Source organism: Bradyrhizobium sp., from assembly GCF_030693485.1.
Taxonomy (GTDB): Bacteria; Pseudomonadota; Alphaproteobacteria; order Rhizobiales; family Xanthobacteraceae; genus Bradyrhizobium.
This window is the reverse complement of the sequence record NZ_JAUYAN010000284.1, coordinates 1-18,356: the sequence shown is the minus strand read 5'-3', so window position 1 is coordinate 18,356 and position 18,356 is coordinate 1. Positions and strand designations below refer to the sequence as shown.

Genomic DNA, 18,356 nt, shown 5'->3' with positions numbered 1-18,356 from the left:
CTGGCATCCCTTGCTGAGCCGGGCGCGATTTTGCTTCAGGCAGGCCAGCACGACCTGGTCGCCCTCCTCCAGATACTTGCGGCAAAACCGCGAGGCGTCGCGGGCGCAGACGTCCTGGCTCTGTGCCGAGGTCGCTGAAGTCATCAGAACGAACGGAATAATCAAAAGAAGTCTGGTCATGTCGGTGCGCCTACCCGGTCAGGAACTAAGCGCGTTCTAATGCGCTCAAACCGGCGCTGCAACGTGTTTTCGGGTAGGCATTTAATGGTTCGTCATCCCGGGGCATCGCGACAGCGATGAACCCGGAATGACGAGGTGAAAATTACTGCGCAGCGACCTTGTTCGACTTCTGCGCCAGGTCGCGGTCCATCACGGCCCGGCAGCCGGTGCTGAGGCTGGCGCGCTTCTTCATCATGCAGGCGGTGATTTTCGAGATGTTCGGGATCTCGTCGCTGCAGAGCCGGAAGGCGTCGCCGGTGCACATCTGCTGCGCTTCGGAGCTGTAGGCGAGGCTCGGGGTCGCCGACAGGGCGGCGAAGGAAACCGCGAAGGCCAGTACGATACCGGCTTGGCGGATGGTGCTGGTCAAATAGGCGGTCATGGCAGGCTCCCTTTGGCCCGGCTCGGCGGGCCCGTTGTTGATGACCGGACAGTGCCTGAACGATGCCGCCGCCGCTGTGACGTCGGTCACACAGCAAAAATCGCCCGGTTTTTGGCAACAGCGCCTCGGTTTCAACAGCGATACGGCGCGCCTGTCGGCAAAAATAATTCGGCCGGACCGGCCTTCGTTGGTGGGGCGTTAAGACCTCGTTTGCATTAATGGCGCCGGTACGGGTTGTGGTGAATTTTGTGGAAAGTGTAACGATGCGTAATGCGTTTGGCCTGATGTGCGCGACTGTCGTTTCGGCCGTCGTGATCGCCGCCGTGTGGTACTGGACCTCTTCGCCGCGCGCCGATGCGGCGGTTCCTCCGCAAACCGTCAATGCCAGGAAAGCCGAGCCGCTTGCGGTCGCTGCCGCCAAGCCGGCCGTACCGGACGTCGAGGTCACCGCGGCACTCTCCGCGTCGACTCCCGCCAAACCCGTCGCACCCGTGCAGGCCAAATGCGCCAATGCCGATGCGCTCGGCGTCAGCCGCGTCGTCGTCGCCGACACCACGGGCGGACCGGGCTTCGGTTTCCAGCATTACAAGCAGCTCGACTTTCTCACCGACAAGGAAGTGGTGCTGACCTTCGACGATGGCCCGTGGCCGACCACCCCGTCGGTGCTCAAATCGCTGGCCGAAGAATGCACCAAGGCCACGTTCTTCCCGGTCGGCAAGCACTCCACCTATCATCCGGAGATTCTGAAGCAGGTCTACACCGCCGGCCACACCGTCGGCTCGCACACCTGGTCGCATGCGCATCTCGACAGCAAGAAGCTGACCGAAGCGCAGGTCAAGGAAGAGATCGAAAAGGGATTCAGCGCGATCAAGATGGCGCTGGGCGCAGCACCCGCGCCGTTTTTCCGCTTTCCCGGCCTGCAGCATACCCAGGCCTCGATCGAGTATCTCGGTACGCGCAACATCGCGATGTTCTCCACCGATGTCGACTCCTTCGACTACAAATCCAAGGACGCCGCCCAGATCGTAAACACCGTGATGACCAAGCTCGACAAGCAGGGCAAGGGCATCATCCTGATGCACGATCTGCAGAAGAACACCGCGCTGGCTTTGCCCACGCTGCTGCGCCGCCTCAAGGCCGGCGGCTACAAGGTCGTGCATATGAAGGCCAAGGCGCAGCTGGAGACGCTGGCCGAATATGACGCGATGCTGATCAAGGACATGAAGCTGCCGGCGGTCGCCAGCCGCCCGGTCAGCAGCGTGATCCAGACGGTTTCGGAATAGCCGACAGCTCAGGCTTGCCGGCCAGGATCCCTTGGCTGAGGCTTTCCTGGCTCAGACCTTCTTGGCGCAGGCCGCCTTGCCTTTGACGGTTTGCAATTCAGGCTGGGGCTTCGGCTGCGGCTTACTGCTCGCGCCGGCCAGCGCCGGCCGGCCCGCGCGGAGAAACTCCTGCAAGGCGACCTCGGACGACCAGTTGACGTATCGAACGACGGCGCCGACGAGCGCAAGCAAAACCATGACCTGGACCAGCAGGATTCGAACAATCCCCAGGCGGTCGATGGTGCGGCTTATTCTGCTCTGATCATCCATTGAAGGCACGGACGCCTCCCTCGTTCGGTTACGGCTGGGTATTAACGCGACTGCAGAATCCGGATGTGAACTGCTTCACAGGTCACGATTAGTTTAGAAGACGTGACCGGATCACGCGTGAGCGATGGTCGCGGGTTTGCACGCCGCGAAACCGCGGCGCGCGCGCTCAACGCGCAGGCGCTTCGCAATGACGGGATTGGCGTCTCACCAATAGATGCCGTGGCGATTCAGTTCGCGGATCACCCGCGCTTCGGTCGATTCGCGCTTGCGCTTCGGCTTGGCAGCGCTGCTCGTCCGGGACGCTTTCTCGGCGACGGGTTTTGTCGTCTCCGCCTTCGATGCTTCCGACGTGGTCCCGACAGGCGCGGGCCGTGCGACATAAACAGGCGCTTCTGTAGTCGCTGGCGTTTGCGCGGCTTTCGCTGTCTCGGCCGCCGCCGGCGGCTCGTTCGAAGCCAGCGTCAGGCTTCGCATCGGACCGGCGTGGGCGGCAGCGGAGGTCAGCACCATTGCGGTGATCAGAATAAATTTGCGCATGTAAAGTCTCCCGTCATCCAACGTGGATGGGAAACTAGACCGGGCGGACATATGGTTATGTGAGGTGGGTCACGCACAGCGGTAACGCTAAAGGGGGTGGCAACTGACGTTGGAACTTAACTTCAAATCGGGAAAAAACTGGTGCCGCAAACAGGACTCGAACCTGTGACCCCGTCATTACGAATGACGTGCTCTACCAACTGAGCTATTGCGGCGGACCAAGCGATGCGTTCGGGCAAGGGCCTGATAACGCTGGCCCCTGATATCGGGCAGGCGGCGTTTTTGCAAGAAAAACGCTCCCCAAAATTCCCTTAATCAGCTGCCCCAGCGGGACAGAAAACCGCGCCAGCCGCCGGCCTGGCTCTGGGCGGGACTCAATTGCTCGCGGAATTCCTCGCTGGCGGGATCGTCGTCGATCCCGGGGTCGTCGGGCGCCCGGACGATGGGAATCACCTGGGGAATGCCGGGCCGGGCGGTTTTGGGAATGTCCTGGCGTGCGCGGAACAATGGTGCGGGGGCCACGGGTTCGGCGGGCGGCGGTGGCGGCACGGGCACCGGTTCCGGCTCAATAGCAGCCGGTTCGCCGGATGCCGCCGGCGCCGGGGAATTGTCCTGCGCCGCGGGCGGCATGGCATCCTCGACGAGTCCCTCGGCAACAGGCGCTTTCGGCGCCTCGACGCGGCGCGGCGGCGCCAGCATCTCCTCTTCGAGGGCGAAGGCTTCGATGGCGGCGCTGCTGTCGGACGGCAAGGCCGCCAGCGGCGTCTGCCACTGAAATGCATCGAGCCGCCCCGAGACCGGCGACACCGGCCGCCAGCGATCGCTGACATAGCCGTCGGCGGTCCACACCGGATCGTGCTGCGCGCGCACCGCGCGCAAGGTCCAGGCCCGGGCCCGGCCGCTGTCGCCATGCTCGACGCGTTCGATCTCCGCCATCAGCAGCGCCACGCGCTGGGTCGGCGCCGCGGCAAACGACTCCAGCGCCTCGCGGGCGCGGCCGTATTCCGCGGCGTCGATCGCGGCGCGCGCGATCGCCAGCGCGCCCTCGATATGGCCGGGCGCCTTCGCCGCCAGTGTCTCGATCCGCACCAGCCGCTGCCGCGCGGAATCGCCGAGCTTCACATGGGCGTAGGCATCGGCGAGATCCGGATGCGGCTGCGCCAGCCACGCCGTCTCGACGATCCGCATCGAGCGCCGGGTCTGATGCGCCTCGGTTTGATACTTGCTCGCCAGCACCGCGGCCGGCACCAGCGTCGGCGCCAGCTTGATCGCTTCCATCGCGCTGTCGCGCGACTTGTCGCGGTCGACCTTCTCCAGATCGAGCGCGCGCGCCGTCAGCAGCACGCCGCGCTGGCGCCTGAAAGTGGCCTTGTCGATCAGCCCCGAGGCGAGATTGTTGTCGAGGATCACGAGCGCGCCGTTCCAGTCGCCCTGGGCGCAGCGGAATCCGAGCAAGGCATGCGAAGCCCAGGTCGAGCCCGGCGCCAGTTTCAGCGCCTCCTCGGCGATCATGACCGCGCCGACCGGATCGTCGGCGCGCTGCGCTTCGATGAACAGCCCGCGCAGGCCGAGCAGCCTTGTGTCCTCGCGCTCCGCCATGGCGCGGAAGGCGCGTTGCGCGCCTTCGCGGTCGCCGTCGAGCTGGGCGGATTGCGCGTGCAGCAGCAGCGCCAGCGGATCGTGCCCGGCATCGCGGCGCGCGACAGCGGCATGGCGGCGGGCCGCGGCGGAATCACCGTGGCCGATTGCCAGCAATCCTTGCGTGATGGCATGGCGGCCGCGCGCCTGGCGGCGTTCGCGGCGCCGGTGCCGCAGACGCCCCGGCGTGCGCCACAGCGCCCGCAGGATCGCCCATACCAGCATGCCCGCGGCAATGGTCACACCGAGCGCCAGCGCGAACACCGGTACCGAAGCCTGGACGCGCCAGCCGCCCCAGTTCAGCGCGACATCGCCACCCTGATCGGCAACCCATGCAGCACCAGCCGCTGCGAGTGCGATCAACACCAGGTACAGAATGATCCGATACATGAAAGTCCTATCGTGCAGGCTTATTGCGGGGGCTTGTTATTGAGCAGGTTTGGCGAGCGTCGCCATCGCATCGGCGGCGAACTGGCGGGAGGCCGCGAGCGCCGCGTCGCGAGCATCGGCCTTGTCGAGCCAGGCTTGCGCGGCGGCGCGATCGGCCGGCGCCAGCGTTTTCAGTTCGCGCCGCGCTTCGGCGAAATCGTTGCGCAGCGCCGCCGCCGTGACCCGCGCCACCACCGCGCTGCGATCGTTGCCGACGGCGTCGCTACGCTCGATGCGGACGAGTTTGGCGGCGCCCGCCTGCAGGCGGTCGACGATGCCGGTACCGGTCGTCGAATTATCCGGCGCCGGGGGCGACAATTTCGGCACCAGCGTCAGCAATTCACGGCTCAGGCTGTTGGCGCTCGGCACGCCGGACGCCGCAAAACCTGCGAGCGGCTTCAGGGCATCCGGAGCAGGCGCCAGCGCTTTCGCCGCAGCCATCGCCGCGGGATAGGGATCGCCGGTGCGAACGAGAACGTCGAGCAAGGCCGCCGCCACGATGCGGCGCAGCGGCACGTCGTCGGCCGGCTTGGCGCTTTCCCTGGTGATCTCGGCGCTCTGCGCGCGGGCAGCGCGCTCGACCTGGGCGATGCGGTCATTGATCGCGGACAGGTCCGGCGCCGGCGCTGCTTCACGCGGCGCTGATTTCACATCGCTGATCGCCGCGGCCAGCTTGTCCGATTGCGCGCGCTGGGTGGCGAGTTCGCCGCGCAGCGTTGCCAGCGATTTTTCCAGGGCTTCCGCACGGGCGGCAGCCGCGGGATCGGGCGCGGCGGCAGCGGGCGGCTTGCTGACCCGGACCTCCACGCTGGCGAGGCGCGCGGCGAGATCATCGATGGCAGCGGAATTGATTTGCGGCGCGGGGGCTGGCGCCGGGGTCGCCGGCCATCCCGCGAACCAGGCGGCACCCAGCACCAGCGCGGCAGCGCTTGCGCCCGAAATAGCCGAAATCAAAGCCGCGGAACTCCGCGACGCCGCAGGGCGCGGCGATGAGGGCTTCTCGGGCTCCGCGCCGGGGGGAGGGGCCGCATTTTTGATTTCAGCGGAGACCTCCGTCGCCTCGAGGTCGATGGTGGGCGGCTCGCGCCGGATACGGCCGGAATCGGGCGATGGTCCGGTAGCTTCGGGCCTGTCATCGACCATTATGACGGTTCCTCATCAATTGCGGCGAACGTTGCGGGGATTCGACCTGATCCTCTTAACCCGATCAGGCCCGCAACGCACGCTCAAGCGCCTCGAACAGCGCATTTTCATCCGGCGTCGCCGCCACCATGACCTGCGTGGCCCCGGCCTCGCGAAGCACCGCCGCCACCGCGGCGGAGATGCAACATTGCGGAATCGACAGTGCCGAAATTTCGACGCCGCCGACCCGCGCCGCATCGAGAAAGGCGCGCGCGCTGCGGCGTGAATAATGCAGCACCGCCTCGATCCGGCTGGCGGCGAAGGCGTCGCACACCTCGCGCGGCAGGCTCGCCACCGGAACCATCCGGTAGGTGGTGTGGGTGACGACCCGCAGGCCGCCGGCGCCGAGTTCGGCGGCGAGATCCCGGGCCAGATCGGCGCCGGCCAGATAAAGCAGCGTCGAGACCTTCTTCAGTTCCTTCGCCTTCACCCTTGCCAGCACGAGGTCGCGCAAGCCGGCGGCGCCGCCGCTGGCCGGCATCACATGGGTGAACCCGGCGTGGCGGGCCGCGGCGGCGGTATGCTCGCCGACCGCGAACAGCGGCAATTCGAGCAGCCGGTGGCCCTTGAGTTCGATGCCGCGCAGCGCGTTGGCGCTGGTGACGACGACCGCGCCGTAGCGCGCATCGAGATCATCCTGGAACGCGACCGGCTCGAACCGCAGCATCGGCGCCTGCAGCACCTCGAAACCCCGGCTGCGAAGTGCCGCGGCAGTGGCTTCGTCGTCCGGATGCGGGCGGGTAACGAGAACAGCCATGCGTCGTATTCTTGACCTGTAGTTCGGGAACAACGGACGATTGCACTTCGAGACCTCGCAGTGCTACCGGGAGATACCGAAACGCCGCTTTGGCCGATAGCGCAAGGGCTCAAATTGGGTAACGACTCGTCAATGCTGGTGCTGGGGATCGAGACCACCTGCGATGAAACCGCAGCCGCCGTGGTCGAGCGCCAGAGCGACGGGTCGGGGCGCATCCTGTCCAATATCGTGCGCTCGCAGACCGAAGAACATGCAAGGTTCGGCGGCGTGGTGCCGGAGATCGCGGCGCGCGCCCATGTCGATGTGCTCGACGGCATTGTCGACAGCGCGATGAAGCAGGCGGGGATTGGCTACGCCGAGCTTTCGGCGGTCGCCGCCGCCGCGGGTCCCGGCCTGATCGGCGGCGTCATCGTCGGGCTCACCACCGCGAAAGCGATTGCGATGGTGCACGAGACGCCGCTGATCGCGGTCAACCATCTCGAGGCCCACGCGCTGACGCCGCGGCTGACCTGCGCGCTGGCGTTTCCCTATTGCCTGTTTCTCGCCTCGGGGGGACACACCCAGATCGTCGCCGTGATTGGCGTCGGCAATTATGTCCGGCTCGGCACCACCGTCGACGACGCCATGGGCGAAGCGTTCGACAAGGTCGCAAAAATGCTCTCGCTGCCCTATCCGGGCGGACCGGAGGTCGAGCGCGCCGCGGTCGGCGGCGACCCCAAACGCTTTGCATTGCCGCGGCCGATGCTCGGCCGCGCCGACGCCAATTTTTCGCTGTCGGGATTGAAGACCGCGGTGCGTAACGAAGCCAGCCGGCTGGTGCCGCTGGAGCCGCAGGATATCAGCGATCTCTGCGCCGGCTTTCAGGCGGCGGTGCTGGAATCGACGGCGGACCGGCTGAGCGTCGGCCTGCGGCTGTTTCACGAACGGTTCGGCCCGCCGCGCGCGCTGGTCGCCGCCGGCGGCGTCGCCGCCAACCAGGCGATCCGCGGCGCGCTGCAGGACGTCGCCGCCAGGGCGCAAACCACGCTGATCATTCCGCCGCCGGCGCTGTGCACCGACAATGGCGCGATGATCGCATGGGCCGGCGCGGAGCGGCTGGCGCTGGGCATGGTCGACACCATGGACGCCGCCCCGCGCGCCCGCTGGCTGCTCGATGCCAACGCGACGGCGCCGGCCGGATATGGCAAAACCCGCGCTGGCTTCTAAAATCTCGAAAACAACCCCATGTACAGTAGGAATTCCTGTATCCGGGTACCGTGCGGCGTCTGCCCGCGAGATGGCTGCTCCCGTCCTCGCGTCCCGTCCTGATCCGATCCCGCTCTAGCCAAGGCACGCCGTCATGCCGTCCTTCAAATCCGTAAGTGTGATCGGCGCCGGCGCATGGGGAACCGCGCTGGCCGCCGTCGCCGCGCGGGCCGGCCGCGATGTCTTGCTCTGCGCGCGCGACGCCGCGATGGCCGCGCAGATCGCCGCGACGCGGGAAAATCCGCGCCTGCCCGGCGTGCGTCTCGACGCAAACATCGAAGTGATTGCCGACATGGCGGCGGCCGCCCGCGCCGACATCATGCTGATCGTCACGCCGGCGCAGCAACTGCGCGCCGCGGTTACCGCACTGGCGCCACATCTGGCCAACGGCACGCCTGTCATCGCTTGCGCCAAGGGCATCGAGCGCGGCAGCCATCAATTCATGACCGAGGTGATATCCGAAGCCGCACCTCACGCGGCTGCCGCGATCCTGTCGGGGCCGAGCTTTGCCGACGACGTGGCGCGCGGCCTGCCCACCGCGGTGACGCTGGCGGCGAAGGACGAACGGCTTGCGAGCGAGCTCGTGCAGGCGCTGGGGTCTTCGACCTTCCGGCCCTATCACACCTCGGATGTGCGCGGCGTCGAGATCGGCGGTGCGGCCAAGAACGTGCTGGCGATCGCCGCCGGCATCGCGGTCGGCCGCCAACTCGGCGCCTCGGCGCAGGCGGCGCTGACGACGCGCGGCTTCAGCGAGTTGGTGCGGCTCGGCCGCGCCTGCGGCGCGCGCAGCGAAACCATGGCGGGCCTTTCGGGCCTCGGCGATCTGATCCTGAGCTGCTCCAGCGCGCAGTCGCGCAATTTCGCCCTCGGCGCAGCGCTGGGACGCGGCGAGCCGCGGCCATCAGGAAAACTCGCCGAAGGCGAATTCACCGCGCCTGTCCTGGTCGAGCTGGCGGCTTCGCAAAATGTCGATATGCCGGTATCGTCAGCGGTCGCGGCGATATTGAGCGGCACGGCGACGATCGACGAAGCGATCGAAAGCCTGCTGACACGGCCGTTCAAGGCAGAGGGATGACCATGGCGTACTGGCTGGTGAAATCGGAGCCCTCGACCTGGTCGTGGGACCAGCAGGTGGCCAAGGGCGCCAGGGGCGAAGCCTGGACCGGCGTGCGCAATTTTACGGCGCGGCAGAATCTGGTGAAGATGAAGAAGGGCGATCTCGCGTTCTTCTATCACTCCAACGAAGGCAAGGAGATCGTCGGGATCGCCGAGATCATCAAGGAAGCCTATCCGGATGACACCGACAAAACCGGAAAATTCGTCTGCGTCGACATCAAGGCCAGCAAGCCGCTGAAGATTCCGGTCACGATGGCCGCGATCAAGGCCGACAAGCGGCTAACCGAGATGGCACTGGTGAAATATTCGCGGCTGTCGGTGCAGCCGGTGACGGCGGAGGAATGGAAGATCGTCTGCAAGATGGGCGGGATGTAGCTCTTACTTCCCTCTCCCCTTGTGGGAGAGGGTGGATCGAATGCGCTTCGCGCATTCGAGACGGGTGAGGGGTTGACTCAACGGGTAGTTTGCCCGCGGATAGAGACCCCTCATCCGGCGCTCCGCGCCACCTTCCCCCACAAGGGGAGAAGGAAGAATCAAGCCGCGGCGGTTGCGACCACTTGCGCCAGCAGTTGCTCGCGCTTCGACTGCGAGCGGTAGCCCTTCATGGTCGCGGCGAAGCGCTCCAGGATGCCGTCCTCGAAGGCGGTGACGATGGTGTCGTGGACATAGCTCTTGCGGCAGATCGCCGGCGTGTTCGACAATTCGTCGGCGGCGGCGCGCACCGCGTCCAGCACCTGCTTCTTGCGGCCGCGCGCGCTGTCCGCCGGGGAAATCCGCGACAGCGATTCCAGCACCACGGCCGACGCCATCAGGGTGCGAAAATCCTTCAGCGAAATCTTGATGCCGGCGATCTCGCGCAGGAACGCGTTCACGGTAGTGGTGGAGACGGCGCGAACCGTGCCGGAGCCGTCGCGATACTGGAACATGCGCGTGCCGGGCACGCCGCGCAGGATGCCGATGGCGCGCACCAGCTTGGCGGCGTCGCACTCCTTGCGCACGGCCTTGCCGCCCTTGGCGGTGAAGGTCAGCACGAGGTTGTCGTCCTCGACCACGACGTTCGACTTCAACAGCGTGGTGGCGCCGCGGGTGCCGTTGAGCTTCGCATAGGATTCATTGCCGGGCCGGATCGCGGTGCGCGCGATCAGCTCGATCACCGCCGAGAGGGCGAATTCACGGGTCGGCTCGGTCCCGGAGAGGTGCATCGAGACGTTGCGGCGAATTTTCGGCAGCGCGCCGACCAGCCGTGCCAGCCGGTGGGCCTTGCGCTGCTCGCGCACCTTCTCCCAGTCGGAGTGGTAGCGGTATTGCAGCCGGCCCGCGGCATCGCGTCCGACCGCCTGCAGATGCGAGGAGGGATCGGGCGAATAGCGCACCTCGGCATAGGCCGGCGGCACCGCCATCGAGTGCAGGCGCTTGATGGTGCCGGTATGGCGCACCGCGGTGCCGTTGGCGCGCACGAATGAATAGGTCTTGCCGCGCTTGATGCGGCGAATGGTGAGTTCGTTCTGGTCGCCGAGCTTGAGCCCATGCTCCTGGGCAAGGTCTTCGACCGAGGTTTTGGGAGCGGCGACCGGCTTGGCGACAGGGGCTACTTTCGGCAGTTGGCCGAGCGCTTTCGCCAGCTCAACCGCAGGATCGGCGGAAACCGGCCGCGCAGCCTCGAAATTCTGCTGATCCATCATGACTTTAGACGCCCTGCTCCGACTGTTCGTCCGGTAATGCCGATGATCGGTCTTTGGTTCCGGCGGAGGGCCTGCCCTCCGGGGTGGCCATTTAGGGGGTAATGGCGGGCAGCGCTAGTCCATCCCTTGGGCGGAGCGGTTCCTGAATACCGTTATGGACGGAATGAGCGCCATGCAGAGGTTTTTTGGCTAACGGCCAACGCGATCGTGATGGCGCCCGGGCCTGCGGCACAGGCGGGCAATCGACCGGCGGTTTGATCCCGCGCATGGCGGGAACCCCGCCTAAGGTCCTATTTCTTCCGCTTGTCGGTGCCGGTAGGCCCGACGCATAATTGGCGCAACAAACGAGACGGCTTGCAGTGCTCGCGTTCACGGGCCGGATGGGTGGAGGGAAACGATGTCCGAGAAAATCTACGACGTATCCGCGGAATGGTCCAAGCGCGCCTTTGTCGACCAGGCCAAGTACCGCCAGATGTACAAGAGCTCGGTCAGCGACCCCAACGCGTTCTGGGCCGAACAGGCCAAGCGCATCGGCTGGATCAAGCCGTTCCACAAGGTCGAGAACACGTCGTTCGCGCCTGGCAACATCTCGATCAAATGGTTCGAGGACGGCGTCCTCAATGTCGCCTGGAACTGCATCGACCGGCATCTCGAAACCCGCGGCGACCAGACCGCCATCATCTGGGAGGGCGACGACCCCTCGCAGTCGAAGCACATCACCTACCGCCAGCTGCACGACGAAGTCTGCAAGATGGCCAACATCCTGCGCACCCGCAACGTGGTGAAGGGCGACCGCGTCACGATCTATCTTCCGATGATTCCGGAAGCCGCCTACGCCATGCTGGCCTGCGCGCGGATCGGCGCCATCCATTCGGTGGTGTTTGCCGGCTTCTCGCCCGACAGCCTTGCCCAGCGCATCACCGACTGCCAGTCCAAGATCATCATCACTGCCGATGAGGGCCTGCGCGGCGGCAAGAAAGTGCCGCTGAAGGCCAATGTCGATGCGGCCATCGCCAAATGCGGCGGCGTCGACTGGGTGGTCGTGGTCAAGCGCACCGGCGGGGCCGTCGAGATGAATCCGTCGCGGGATTTCTGGTACCACGACGCCGCCGAGATGGTGACGACGGAATGCCCATGCGAGCCGATGCATGCCGAGGATCCGCTGTTCATCCTCTACACCTCGGGCTCGACCGGCCAGCCCAAGGGCGTGCTGCACACCTCGGGCGGCTACCTGGTGTTTGCGTCGATGACGCATCAATACGTGTTCGACTATCACGACGGCGACATCTACTGGTGCACCGCCGACGTCGGCTGGGTCACCGGCCACAGCTACATTCTCTATGGGCCGCTGGCCAACGGCGCCACCACGCTGATGTTCGAGGGCGTGCCGAACTATCCGGACATGTCCCGGTTCTGGAACGTGATCGACAAGCACAAGGTCAACATCTTCTACACCGCGCCGACCGCGATCCGGGCGCTGATGCAGGCCGGCGACGATCCCGTCAGGAAAACCTCGCGCAAGAGCCTGCGGCTGCTGGGCTCGGTCGGCGAGCCGATCAATCCGGAAGCGTGGGAATGGTATCACCGCGTGGTCGGCGACGAGCGCTGCCCGATCGTCGACACCTGGTGGCAGACCGAGACCGGCGGCATTCTGATCACGCCGCTGCCCGGCGCCACCAGACTGAAGCCGGGTTCGGCTACCGAACCGTTCTTCGGCGTGGTGCCCGAGATCGTCGATGCCGACGGCAAGGTGCTGGAAGGCGAATGCAGCGGCAATCTCTGCATCGCCAAATCCTGGCCGGGCCAGATGCGCACGGTCTATGGCGACCATGAGCGCTTCGAGCAGACCTACTTCTCCACCTACAAGGGCAAATACTTCACCGGCGACGGCTGCCGCCGCGACGCCGACGGCTATTACTGGATCACCGGCCGGGTCGACGACGTCATCAACGTGTCCGGCCATCGCATGGGCACCGCCGAAGTCGAAAGCTCGCTGGTGGCGCACGCCAAGGTCTCGGAAGCCGCCGTCGTCGGTTATCCCCACGACATCAAGGGCCAGGGCATCTATGCCTATGTGACCTTGATGACCGGCACCGAGCCGAGCGAAGAATTGCGCAAGGAGCTGGTGGCGTGGGTGCGCAAGGACATCGGCCCGATCGCCTCGCCCGATTTGATCCAGTTCGCACCCGGCCTGCCGAAAACCCGCTCCGGCAAGATCATGCGGCGCATCCTGCGCAAGATCGCCGAGGATGAATCGGGCAGTCTCGGCGACACCTCGACGCTGGCGGATCCCGCTGTCGTAGATGACCTGGTGGCGCACCGGCAGAACAAGAAGGGCGCACCGATCTAGAGGCGCGACCTCAATCGCCGTTCCCCGGACAAAGCGCGGTGCCAGAAGCGCGTTCACGCGCGTCTTCAACGCGCAATGCGGTGCGCTGCCGATCCCGTTTTGCTCACGCAATCGTCAGGGATGACTGACCCGCCCCGCACGTTTCCTGCCGAGTGTTGTTTTCAAGTCATTTACTTTGTTCCCAATATTTCCTCTCCTGCCCCTCATTGAACGGGTTCCGGACCCGGCCTCGAGACCGGTTGGTTAAGCCGCGCGGTTAAAAATGCGTGGCAACCAGCGTTTTGCAGGCCTTTCGGAAATTTTGCAGCCCCGCAACGGGTGACAGAGCCAAAGTGGAGAGTTTGATGTCTTTGAGGATTGCGGTGGCGCTCGCGGCCACCATCGGGGCGGGGGCCCTGTTGTCGACCGCGGCCGAGGCGCGGCCCAGCGTGGTCAGCTTCCGGGGCGATTACTCGCCAGGCACCATCGTGGTCAGGACCAATGAGCGCAGGCTCTATCTCGTCGTCGAGCAGGGCAAGGCGGTCGCCTATCCCGTCGGCGTCGGCCGTCCCGGCAAGCAATGGGCCGGCACCACGCGGATCGACGGCAAATACACCAATCCGGCATGGTCGCCGCCGTCCGAAGTCAGGCGCGACAGGCCGAAAATGCCGAACGTCATCGCCGGCGGTTCGCCGCAAAACCCGATGGGCGTCGCCGCGATGACGCTGGCGGGCGGCGAGTATGCGATCCACGGCACCAACGCGCCGGGCTCGGTCGGGGGATTCGTCTCCTATGGCTGCTTTCGCATGCTGAACGCCGATATCACCGATCTCTATCAACGCGTTTCGGTCGGCACGACGGTGGTCGTGACCCGCTGATTTGATCCCTCGTCATTCCGGGATGGTCCGAAGGACCAGACCCGGAATCTCGAGATTCCGGGTTCGATGCTTCGCATCGCCCCGGAATGACGGAAGCAAAGCCGCGCCGCTGCGCGGCTTCTTTGTAGGTGCGATCGTCCTCAGCACCAGCCGCCGCGGCGGCCGCGGACATAACCGCGCGCATGCCCGGCTGCGAGCAACGCCGCCGCAACATTGTCGGTCCGCCGCGTCGCGACATCGGCGACGACACGGCCGTTATATTTGTCGGGGCCGATATTGTAGATCGTGACCCCGCCTTCGCCGAGCAGGCCGCGCAAGGCGGCGCCCGCGGCTTCCGCCAATTCCAGTTCCCCGGCACAGGCCGCCTTGAACTCCGGCGCATCGACGCCGCGCAGGCGAACCCGCGTCGTCGGCTCGACCCCGGGCGCGAGGTGCACCCGGGCTTCGAAGGTGTCGCCATCGATGGTCCTGATGATGTCGACGGGATGCCGGACGTTCGCGTTGCCGGCGTTCTTCCAGACCATCTCGGCATCGCGCGCCGCCTGGATTTCGTGCGGCGACAGCGACGATGTGGTCGAGGCCGGCCAATTCAGCCATTGCCGCAGCGGCAGCAAACTCGCCGCCGCCACGCCCAGAACGAATATCCAGGGCAACAGTCGAGAAAGCCGGGGGCGCCGGGGCTGTCCCGGATGGGAAGCGCTCCTCCGGCCAGTCATTCGCTCAAATCGGACCATCTTGCCGGACTAGGGTGAGTCGGCGCGAGTCGGCAAGGCCGATTCCGGGATCAGAAATCCGAGGCGATGCCCTTGTTCTCCCAGTCGCCGTAGCGCGTGGGTTCCAGGCCCTTTGGGCCCCCGAATTCCCGGGCCGCGGGGTTGGCGTTGGCCTGGGCGGCAAGGCGGCGCGCTTCGGCCTCGGCCAGCGCGCGTTGCGCCGCCGGCGAGAGCGGCTTGCGTTCCGGGACGGATGCGGGTGTCGCAGGCGGCGAGGGCTCGTTCATCGTGTCGGCGTTTCCAGCCATCGGCTCAATCTCCGCTCGGTTCGAACGCGAGGACAGAATAAACCTCACGGCCGAACTGTGAAATCACAAAGGCGATTCTTATATTTGGCATATTCGCATGTCAGAGGTGCTGTCCTTTCGACGGCACGCGCCGAAATCACGCCGAACCGTCGCCCTTTTCCTTTCTGCCGAGATGTTTCCGCTCCATGCCTCCTCAAAGATTCGCCCTGCCATCCGAAGTGCCCGGCCTCGCGGCGCGGCGGATCGCGGCGGATATTCTCGACGGGGTGCTGCACAAGCAGCGGACCCTCGATGACCAGCTCGACGGCGCCGGCGCCCATCCCGGATTGAAGACGCTGCCCGACCGCGACCGCGCCCTGATGCGGCGGCTGGTGGCGACGATCCTGCGGCGACTCGGCACGCTCGGCCATGTGCTGTCGCGGCTGCTCGATCGCGGTATTCCGACCGACGCGCCGCGTGCGCAGAGCGCGCTGCTGATCGGGGCGGCCCAGATTCTCTGGATGGACGTGCCCGATCACGCCGCGGTCGACCTGTCGGTGCGGCTGGTGCAGTCGGACCGGCGCGCCGCCAAATATGCCGGACTGGTCAATGCAGTGCTGCGCCGCTGCGCGCGCGAGGGACCGTCGCTGATCGACGAGGTCAAGTCGCAGACGCTGGATGTTCCGCCATGGCTGCTGGCGCGCTGGATCGCATTTTATGGCGAGACCACCGCGCGGGAGATCGCGGTGGCGCTCAGCCACGAGCCGTCGCTCGATATCACCGTGAAATCCGACGCGGCACAGTGGGCGACCCGGCTGCACGGCGAAACGCTGCCGACGGGCAGCGTGCGCACGCTGCTGCAGGGCTCGGTCAAGATGCTGCCCGGCTTCACCGACGGCCAATGGTGGGTGCAGGACGCCGCCGCGGCCTTGCCGGCGCGGCTGTTCGGCGACATCGCCGGCAAGCGCATCGCCGATCTCTGCGCCGCCCCCGGCGGCAAGACCGCGCAACTGATTCATGCCGGCGCCCGCGTCACCGCGGTCGACCGTTCGCCCGGCCGGATGGCGCGGCTGCGCGAAAATCTCACCCGGCTGTCGCTGGAGGCGGAAACCGTGGTGACCGACGCCGCCGAATGGCAAGGCGGGGATCTCGGTGGAAATCCCGGCGAAGGCTTCGACGGCATTCTGGTTGACGCCCCCTGCGCCTCGACCGGAACCATCCGCCGTCACCCCGACGTGGCCTGGCTGCGGCAGGATGCCGATATCAGCGCGCTGATGGCGCTGCAGAAGCGATTGCTGCAGCGGGCGACGGCGCTGCTGAAGCCGGGCGGAACGCTGGTCTATTGCACCTGTTCGCTGGAGCCGGAGGAGGGCGAGCAGGCCATTGCGGCTCACCTCGCCGCCGAGCCCGCCATGCGCCGCGCCCCCATCGACCCCAGCGAGGTCGCCGGTCTCAGCGAAATCCTCAATCCGGACGGCGATTTGCGCACCCTGCCCTGCCATTTGCCGCATGAGGACCCCCGGCTGGGCGGTCTCGACGGCTTTTATGCCGCCCGGCTGGTTAAATCCTGATTTTACACCGCATTTTCGTGTCCTGAGGCTGATTCGCCCGGTTTCAAGATGGTGTCTTGGCGGCGTTTCCGGATTAAAAGGATTCGCATCTAATTCTCCCAATCAAGGCAAGGCGTGTCGGTCGCTCAACGCAGACGTATCTCGACGCTGATCCTGGGCCGCTTCGCGCGGAACATGATGGCGCGAATCAGCGGCGGCTCGGTCGCGGTGTCCAGGCTATGGCCCGGCCGCACCGACCGGCTGATCATCGCCCCGCACGATTTGCGCACCGCCGACGCTACCCGCGCCGCCGAGATCTATGCCGGCCGCTTCGTGTTCGCCGGCAAGATCGTGACCTGCCACGGCCGCTCGATCTTCGACCTCGAGCCGCCTTCGGAAGACTGGGAAGTGGCGCTGCTCGGCTTCGGCTGGCTGCGCCATCTGCGCGCCGCCGACACCGCGCTGACCCGCGCCAATGCCCGCTCGCTGGTCGACGACTGGATTTCCAATCCGGCGCAGAAGCGCCCCGTCGGCCGCCGCGCCGACGTGCTGGCGCGCCGCGTCATCTCGCTGCTGTCGCAGGCGCCGCTGGTGCTCAGCGATACCGACGGCAAATTCTACCGGCGCTATCTGCGCGGACTGACGCGCGAGATCCGTTATCTACGCTACACCATGCTCGACATTCCCGATGGCGTGCCGCGGCTGCAGGTGCTGATGGCGCTGTGCTACGCCTCGCTCTGCCTCGCCAACCAGGCCCGGCACATCCGCACCGCCACGCGAAAACTGTCCGACGAGCTGCAGCGCCAGATCCTGCCCGACGGCGGCCACTTTTCACGCAATCCCGGCGCGCTGATCGAACTCCTGATCGATCTGTTGCCGCTGCGGCAGACCTTTGCGGCCCGCAACATCGCGCCGCCGTCGGCGCTGTTGAACGCGATCGATCGCATGATGCCGATGCTGCGTTTCTTCCGCCACGGCGACGGCAGCTTTGCGCTGTTCAACGGCATGAGCAGCGCGCCGTCCGATCTGCTGGCGACGCTGCTGGCCTATGACGATACCCATGGCGCGCCGATGGCGCACATGCCGCATACCGGCTTTCAGCGCCTCGATGCCGGCGCCATGACGATCATCATGGACACCGGCCCGCCGCCGCCGCCGAGCGTCAGTCACGACGCCCATGCCGGCTGCCTGTCGTTCGAATTGTCCTCCGGCCTCAGCCGCATCGTGACCAATTGCGGGATGCCCTCGACCGGCCGCGACAACTGGCGCGCCTTCGCGCGCGGCACCCCGGCGCATTCCACCCTGAGCTATCACGACACCTCGTCCTGCCAGTTCGTCGAGCTGTCGGCGATGAAGCGGCTGCTGCGCGGCGCACCCGTGGTCAGCGGTCCGGCCACCGTCGAAAGCTATCGCGAGACGGTCGCCAACGGCGTGCTGCTGACCACTTCGCATGACGGATATCTGGCGCGGTTCGGCGTGGTGCACCGCCGGGTCCTGATGGTGGCGCAGGATGGCACCCGGCTCGACGGCGAGGATACGCTGTCGCCGGCGCCGGGCGTCCGCATCAAGGGCAACGAGACCGATTACGCGCTGCGCTTTCATCTGCATCCCGCGGTCAAGGCGAGCCGGCTTTCCGACGCCCGCGGCGTCATGCTCGTGCTGCCGAACCGCGACGTCTGGACCTTCGAGGCGCTCGACGACAAGGTCGAGCTGGAAGACAGCGTGTTCCTGGCCGGCAATGACGGCCCGCGCCGCACCGCCCAGATCGTGATCCGGCAGGAATCCCGCCACGCCGCCTCGATCCGCTGGAGTTTTGTCAG

18 protein-coding genes and 1 tRNA gene are annotated in these 18,356 nt (G+C 66.2%); 8 read left to right on the top strand and 11 right to left on the bottom strand.

Annotated elements, in window-relative coordinates; translation table 11 throughout:
• A partial coding sequence (locus Q8N40_RS20760; protein WP_305713123.1) for a hypothetical protein occupies positions 1-180 on the bottom strand: 180 nt, incomplete at its 3' end.
• Positions 181-322: 142 nt separating this feature from the next.
• A complete protein-coding gene (locus Q8N40_RS20755; protein ID WP_305317905.1) occupies positions 323-601 on the bottom strand; it encodes a hypothetical protein in 279 nt (92 codons plus the stop codon).
• 263 nt (positions 602-864) lie between these two features.
• On the opposite strand from Q8N40_RS20755, the gene Q8N40_RS20750 reads away from it, so the two are divergent.
• Entirely contained in the window at positions 865-1,884 is a 1,020-nt protein-coding gene (locus Q8N40_RS20750; protein ID WP_305317904.1) for a polysaccharide deacetylase family protein, read from the top strand.
• A 51-nt stretch (positions 1,885-1,935) separates the two neighbouring features.
• Here Q8N40_RS20750 and Q8N40_RS20745 read toward each other — a convergent pair whose 3' ends face one another.
• The 6 genes from Q8N40_RS20745 to Q8N40_RS20720 all read right to left on the bottom strand — a co-directional run bounded on the left by Q8N40_RS20745 (position 1,936) and on the right by Q8N40_RS20720 (position 6,736).
• On the bottom strand, positions 1,936-2,202 hold the full coding sequence (locus Q8N40_RS20745) for a hypothetical protein (protein ID WP_305713122.1): 267 nt from the start codon (positions 2,200-2,202) through the stop codon (positions 1,936-1,938).
• Between the two features lie 195 nt (positions 2,203-2,397).
• Entirely contained in the window at positions 2,398-2,730 is a 333-nt protein-coding gene (locus Q8N40_RS20740) for a hypothetical protein (protein WP_305317902.1), read from the bottom strand.
• A 139-nt stretch (positions 2,731-2,869) separates the two neighbouring features.
• A tRNA-Thr gene (locus Q8N40_RS20735) sits at positions 2,870-2,945 on the bottom strand.
• A gap of 100 nt (positions 2,946-3,045) precedes the next feature.
• Positions 3,046-4,758 (bottom strand): heme biosynthesis protein HemY, encoded by a 1,713-nt coding sequence (locus Q8N40_RS20730; protein WP_305713121.1) that lies wholly within the window; start codon positions 4,756-4,758, stop codon positions 3,046-3,048.
• A gap of 36 nt (positions 4,759-4,794) precedes the next feature.
• A complete protein-coding gene (locus tag Q8N40_RS20725) occupies positions 4,795-5,940 on the bottom strand; it encodes a hypothetical protein (RefSeq protein ID WP_305713120.1) in 1,146 nt (381 codons plus the stop codon).
• 64 nt (positions 5,941-6,004) lie between these two features.
• Positions 6,005-6,736, bottom strand: coding sequence for a uroporphyrinogen-III synthase (locus Q8N40_RS20720; RefSeq protein ID WP_305713119.1), 732 nt, complete (start codon positions 6,734-6,736; stop codon positions 6,005-6,007).
• Between the two features lie 132 nt (positions 6,737-6,868).
• Between Q8N40_RS20720 and tsaD the strand changes: the two genes are divergently transcribed.
• The 3 genes from tsaD to Q8N40_RS20705 all read left to right on the top strand — a co-directional run bounded on the left by tsaD (position 6,869) and on the right by Q8N40_RS20705 (position 9,472).
• Positions 6,869-7,942, top strand: coding sequence for a tRNA (adenosine(37)-N6)-threonylcarbamoyltransferase complex transferase subunit TsaD (tsaD, locus tag Q8N40_RS20715; RefSeq protein ID WP_305713125.1), 1,074 nt, complete (start codon positions 6,869-6,871; stop codon positions 7,940-7,942).
• Between the two features lie 133 nt (positions 7,943-8,075).
• Positions 8,076-9,056, top strand: coding sequence for an NAD(P)H-dependent glycerol-3-phosphate dehydrogenase (locus tag Q8N40_RS20710; RefSeq protein ID WP_305713118.1), 981 nt, complete (start codon positions 8,076-8,078; stop codon positions 9,054-9,056).
• Between the two features lie 2 nt (positions 9,057-9,058).
• Complete coding sequence (locus Q8N40_RS20705) at positions 9,059-9,472, top strand: EVE domain-containing protein (protein WP_305317896.1); 414 nt, start codon at positions 9,059-9,061, stop codon at positions 9,470-9,472.
• Positions 9,473-9,630: 158 nt separating this feature from the next.
• On the opposite strand, the gene Q8N40_RS20700 is transcribed toward Q8N40_RS20705, so the two are convergent.
• On the bottom strand, positions 9,631-10,779 hold the full coding sequence (locus Q8N40_RS20700; protein ID WP_305713117.1) for a DNA topoisomerase IB: 1,149 nt from the start codon (positions 10,777-10,779) through the stop codon (positions 9,631-9,633).
• Between the two features lie 397 nt (positions 10,780-11,176).
• On the opposite strand from Q8N40_RS20700, the gene acs reads away from it, so the two are divergent.
• Both acs and Q8N40_RS20690 read left to right on the top strand, forming a co-directional pair.
• On the top strand, positions 11,177-13,129 hold the full coding sequence (acs, locus tag Q8N40_RS20695) for an acetate--CoA ligase (protein ID WP_305713116.1): 1,953 nt from the start codon (positions 11,177-11,179) through the stop codon (positions 13,127-13,129).
• Between the two features lie 344 nt (positions 13,130-13,473).
• Entirely contained in the window at positions 13,474-13,986 is a 513-nt protein-coding gene (locus Q8N40_RS20690; protein ID WP_305317893.1) for a L,D-transpeptidase, read from the top strand.
• Positions 13,987-14,126: 140 nt separating this feature from the next.
• Here Q8N40_RS20690 and Q8N40_RS20685 read toward each other — a convergent pair whose 3' ends face one another.
• Both Q8N40_RS20685 and Q8N40_RS20680 read right to left on the bottom strand, forming a co-directional pair.
• Positions 14,127-14,720, bottom strand: a complete 594-nt coding sequence (locus Q8N40_RS20685; RefSeq protein ID WP_371135764.1) for a thermonuclease family protein — start codon at positions 14,718-14,720, stop codon at positions 14,127-14,129.
• A gap of 50 nt (positions 14,721-14,770) precedes the next feature.
• The gene (locus tag Q8N40_RS20680; RefSeq protein ID WP_305713124.1) at positions 14,771-14,986 is read right to left on the bottom strand and encodes a DUF1674 domain-containing protein; all 216 of its coding nucleotides are present in this window, start codon (positions 14,984-14,986) and stop codon (positions 14,771-14,773) included.
• 206 nt (positions 14,987-15,192) lie between these two features.
• Here Q8N40_RS20680 and Q8N40_RS20675 point away from each other — a divergent pair, with 206 nt between their 5' ends.
• Together Q8N40_RS20675 and Q8N40_RS20670 are read left to right on the top strand one after the other, a co-directional pair.
• The gene (locus Q8N40_RS20675) at positions 15,193-16,557 is read left to right on the top strand and encodes an RsmB/NOP family class I SAM-dependent RNA methyltransferase (RefSeq protein ID WP_305317892.1); all 1,365 of its coding nucleotides are present in this window, start codon (positions 15,193-15,195) and stop codon (positions 16,555-16,557) included.
• 174 nt (positions 16,558-16,731) lie between these two features.
• The coding region (locus Q8N40_RS20670) for a heparinase II/III family protein (protein WP_371135767.1) at positions 16,732-18,356 on the top strand (1,625 nt) is incomplete at its 3' end.

Bases quoted from the DNA above. Each gene is read 5' to 3' on its own strand.
- Q8N40_RS20710 (WP_305713118.1), top strand. From the start codon at position 8,076: ATGCCGTCCTTCAAATCCGTAAGTGTGATCGGCGCCGGCGCATGGGGA.
- Q8N40_RS20675 (WP_305317892.1), top strand. From the start codon at position 15,193: ATGCCTCCTCAAAGATTCGCCCTGCCATCCGAAGTGCCCGGCCTCGCG.
- Q8N40_RS20700 (WP_305713117.1), bottom strand. From the start codon at position 10,779: ATGATGGATCAGCAGAATTTCGAGGCTGCGCGGCCGGTTTCCGCCGAT.
- Q8N40_RS20720 (WP_305713119.1), bottom strand. From the start codon at position 6,736: ATGGCTGTTCTCGTTACCCGCCCGCATCCGGACGACGAAGCCACTGCC.
- Q8N40_RS20680 (WP_305713124.1), bottom strand. From the start codon at position 14,986: ATGAACGAGCCCTCGCCGCCTGCGACACCCGCATCCGTCCCGGAACGC.
- Q8N40_RS20685 (WP_371135764.1), bottom strand. From the start codon at position 14,720: ATGGTCCGATTTGAGCGAATGACTGGCCGGAGGAGCGCTTCCCATCCG.
- Q8N40_RS20730 (WP_305713121.1), bottom strand. From the start codon at position 4,758: ATGTATCGGATCATTCTGTACCTGGTGTTGATCGCACTCGCAGCGGCT.
- Q8N40_RS20755 (WP_305317905.1), bottom strand. From the start codon at position 601: ATGACCGCCTATTTGACCAGCACCATCCGCCAAGCCGGTATCGTACTG.
- tsaD (WP_305713125.1), top strand. From the start codon at position 6,869: ATGCTGGTGCTGGGGATCGAGACCACCTGCGATGAAACCGCAGCCGCC.
- Q8N40_RS20740 (WP_305317902.1), bottom strand. From the start codon at position 2,730: ATGCGCAAATTTATTCTGATCACCGCAATGGTGCTGACCTCCGCTGCC.
- acs (WP_305713116.1), top strand. From the start codon at position 11,177: ATGTCCGAGAAAATCTACGACGTATCCGCGGAATGGTCCAAGCGCGCC.
- Q8N40_RS20725 (WP_305713120.1), bottom strand. From the start codon at position 5,940: ATGGTCGATGACAGGCCCGAAGCTACCGGACCATCGCCCGATTCCGGC.
- Q8N40_RS20750 (WP_305317904.1), top strand. From the start codon at position 865: ATGCGTAATGCGTTTGGCCTGATGTGCGCGACTGTCGTTTCGGCCGTC.
- Q8N40_RS20690 (WP_305317893.1), top strand. From the start codon at position 13,474: ATGTCTTTGAGGATTGCGGTGGCGCTCGCGGCCACCATCGGGGCGGGG.
- Q8N40_RS20705 (WP_305317896.1), top strand. From the start codon at position 9,059: ATGGCGTACTGGCTGGTGAAATCGGAGCCCTCGACCTGGTCGTGGGAC.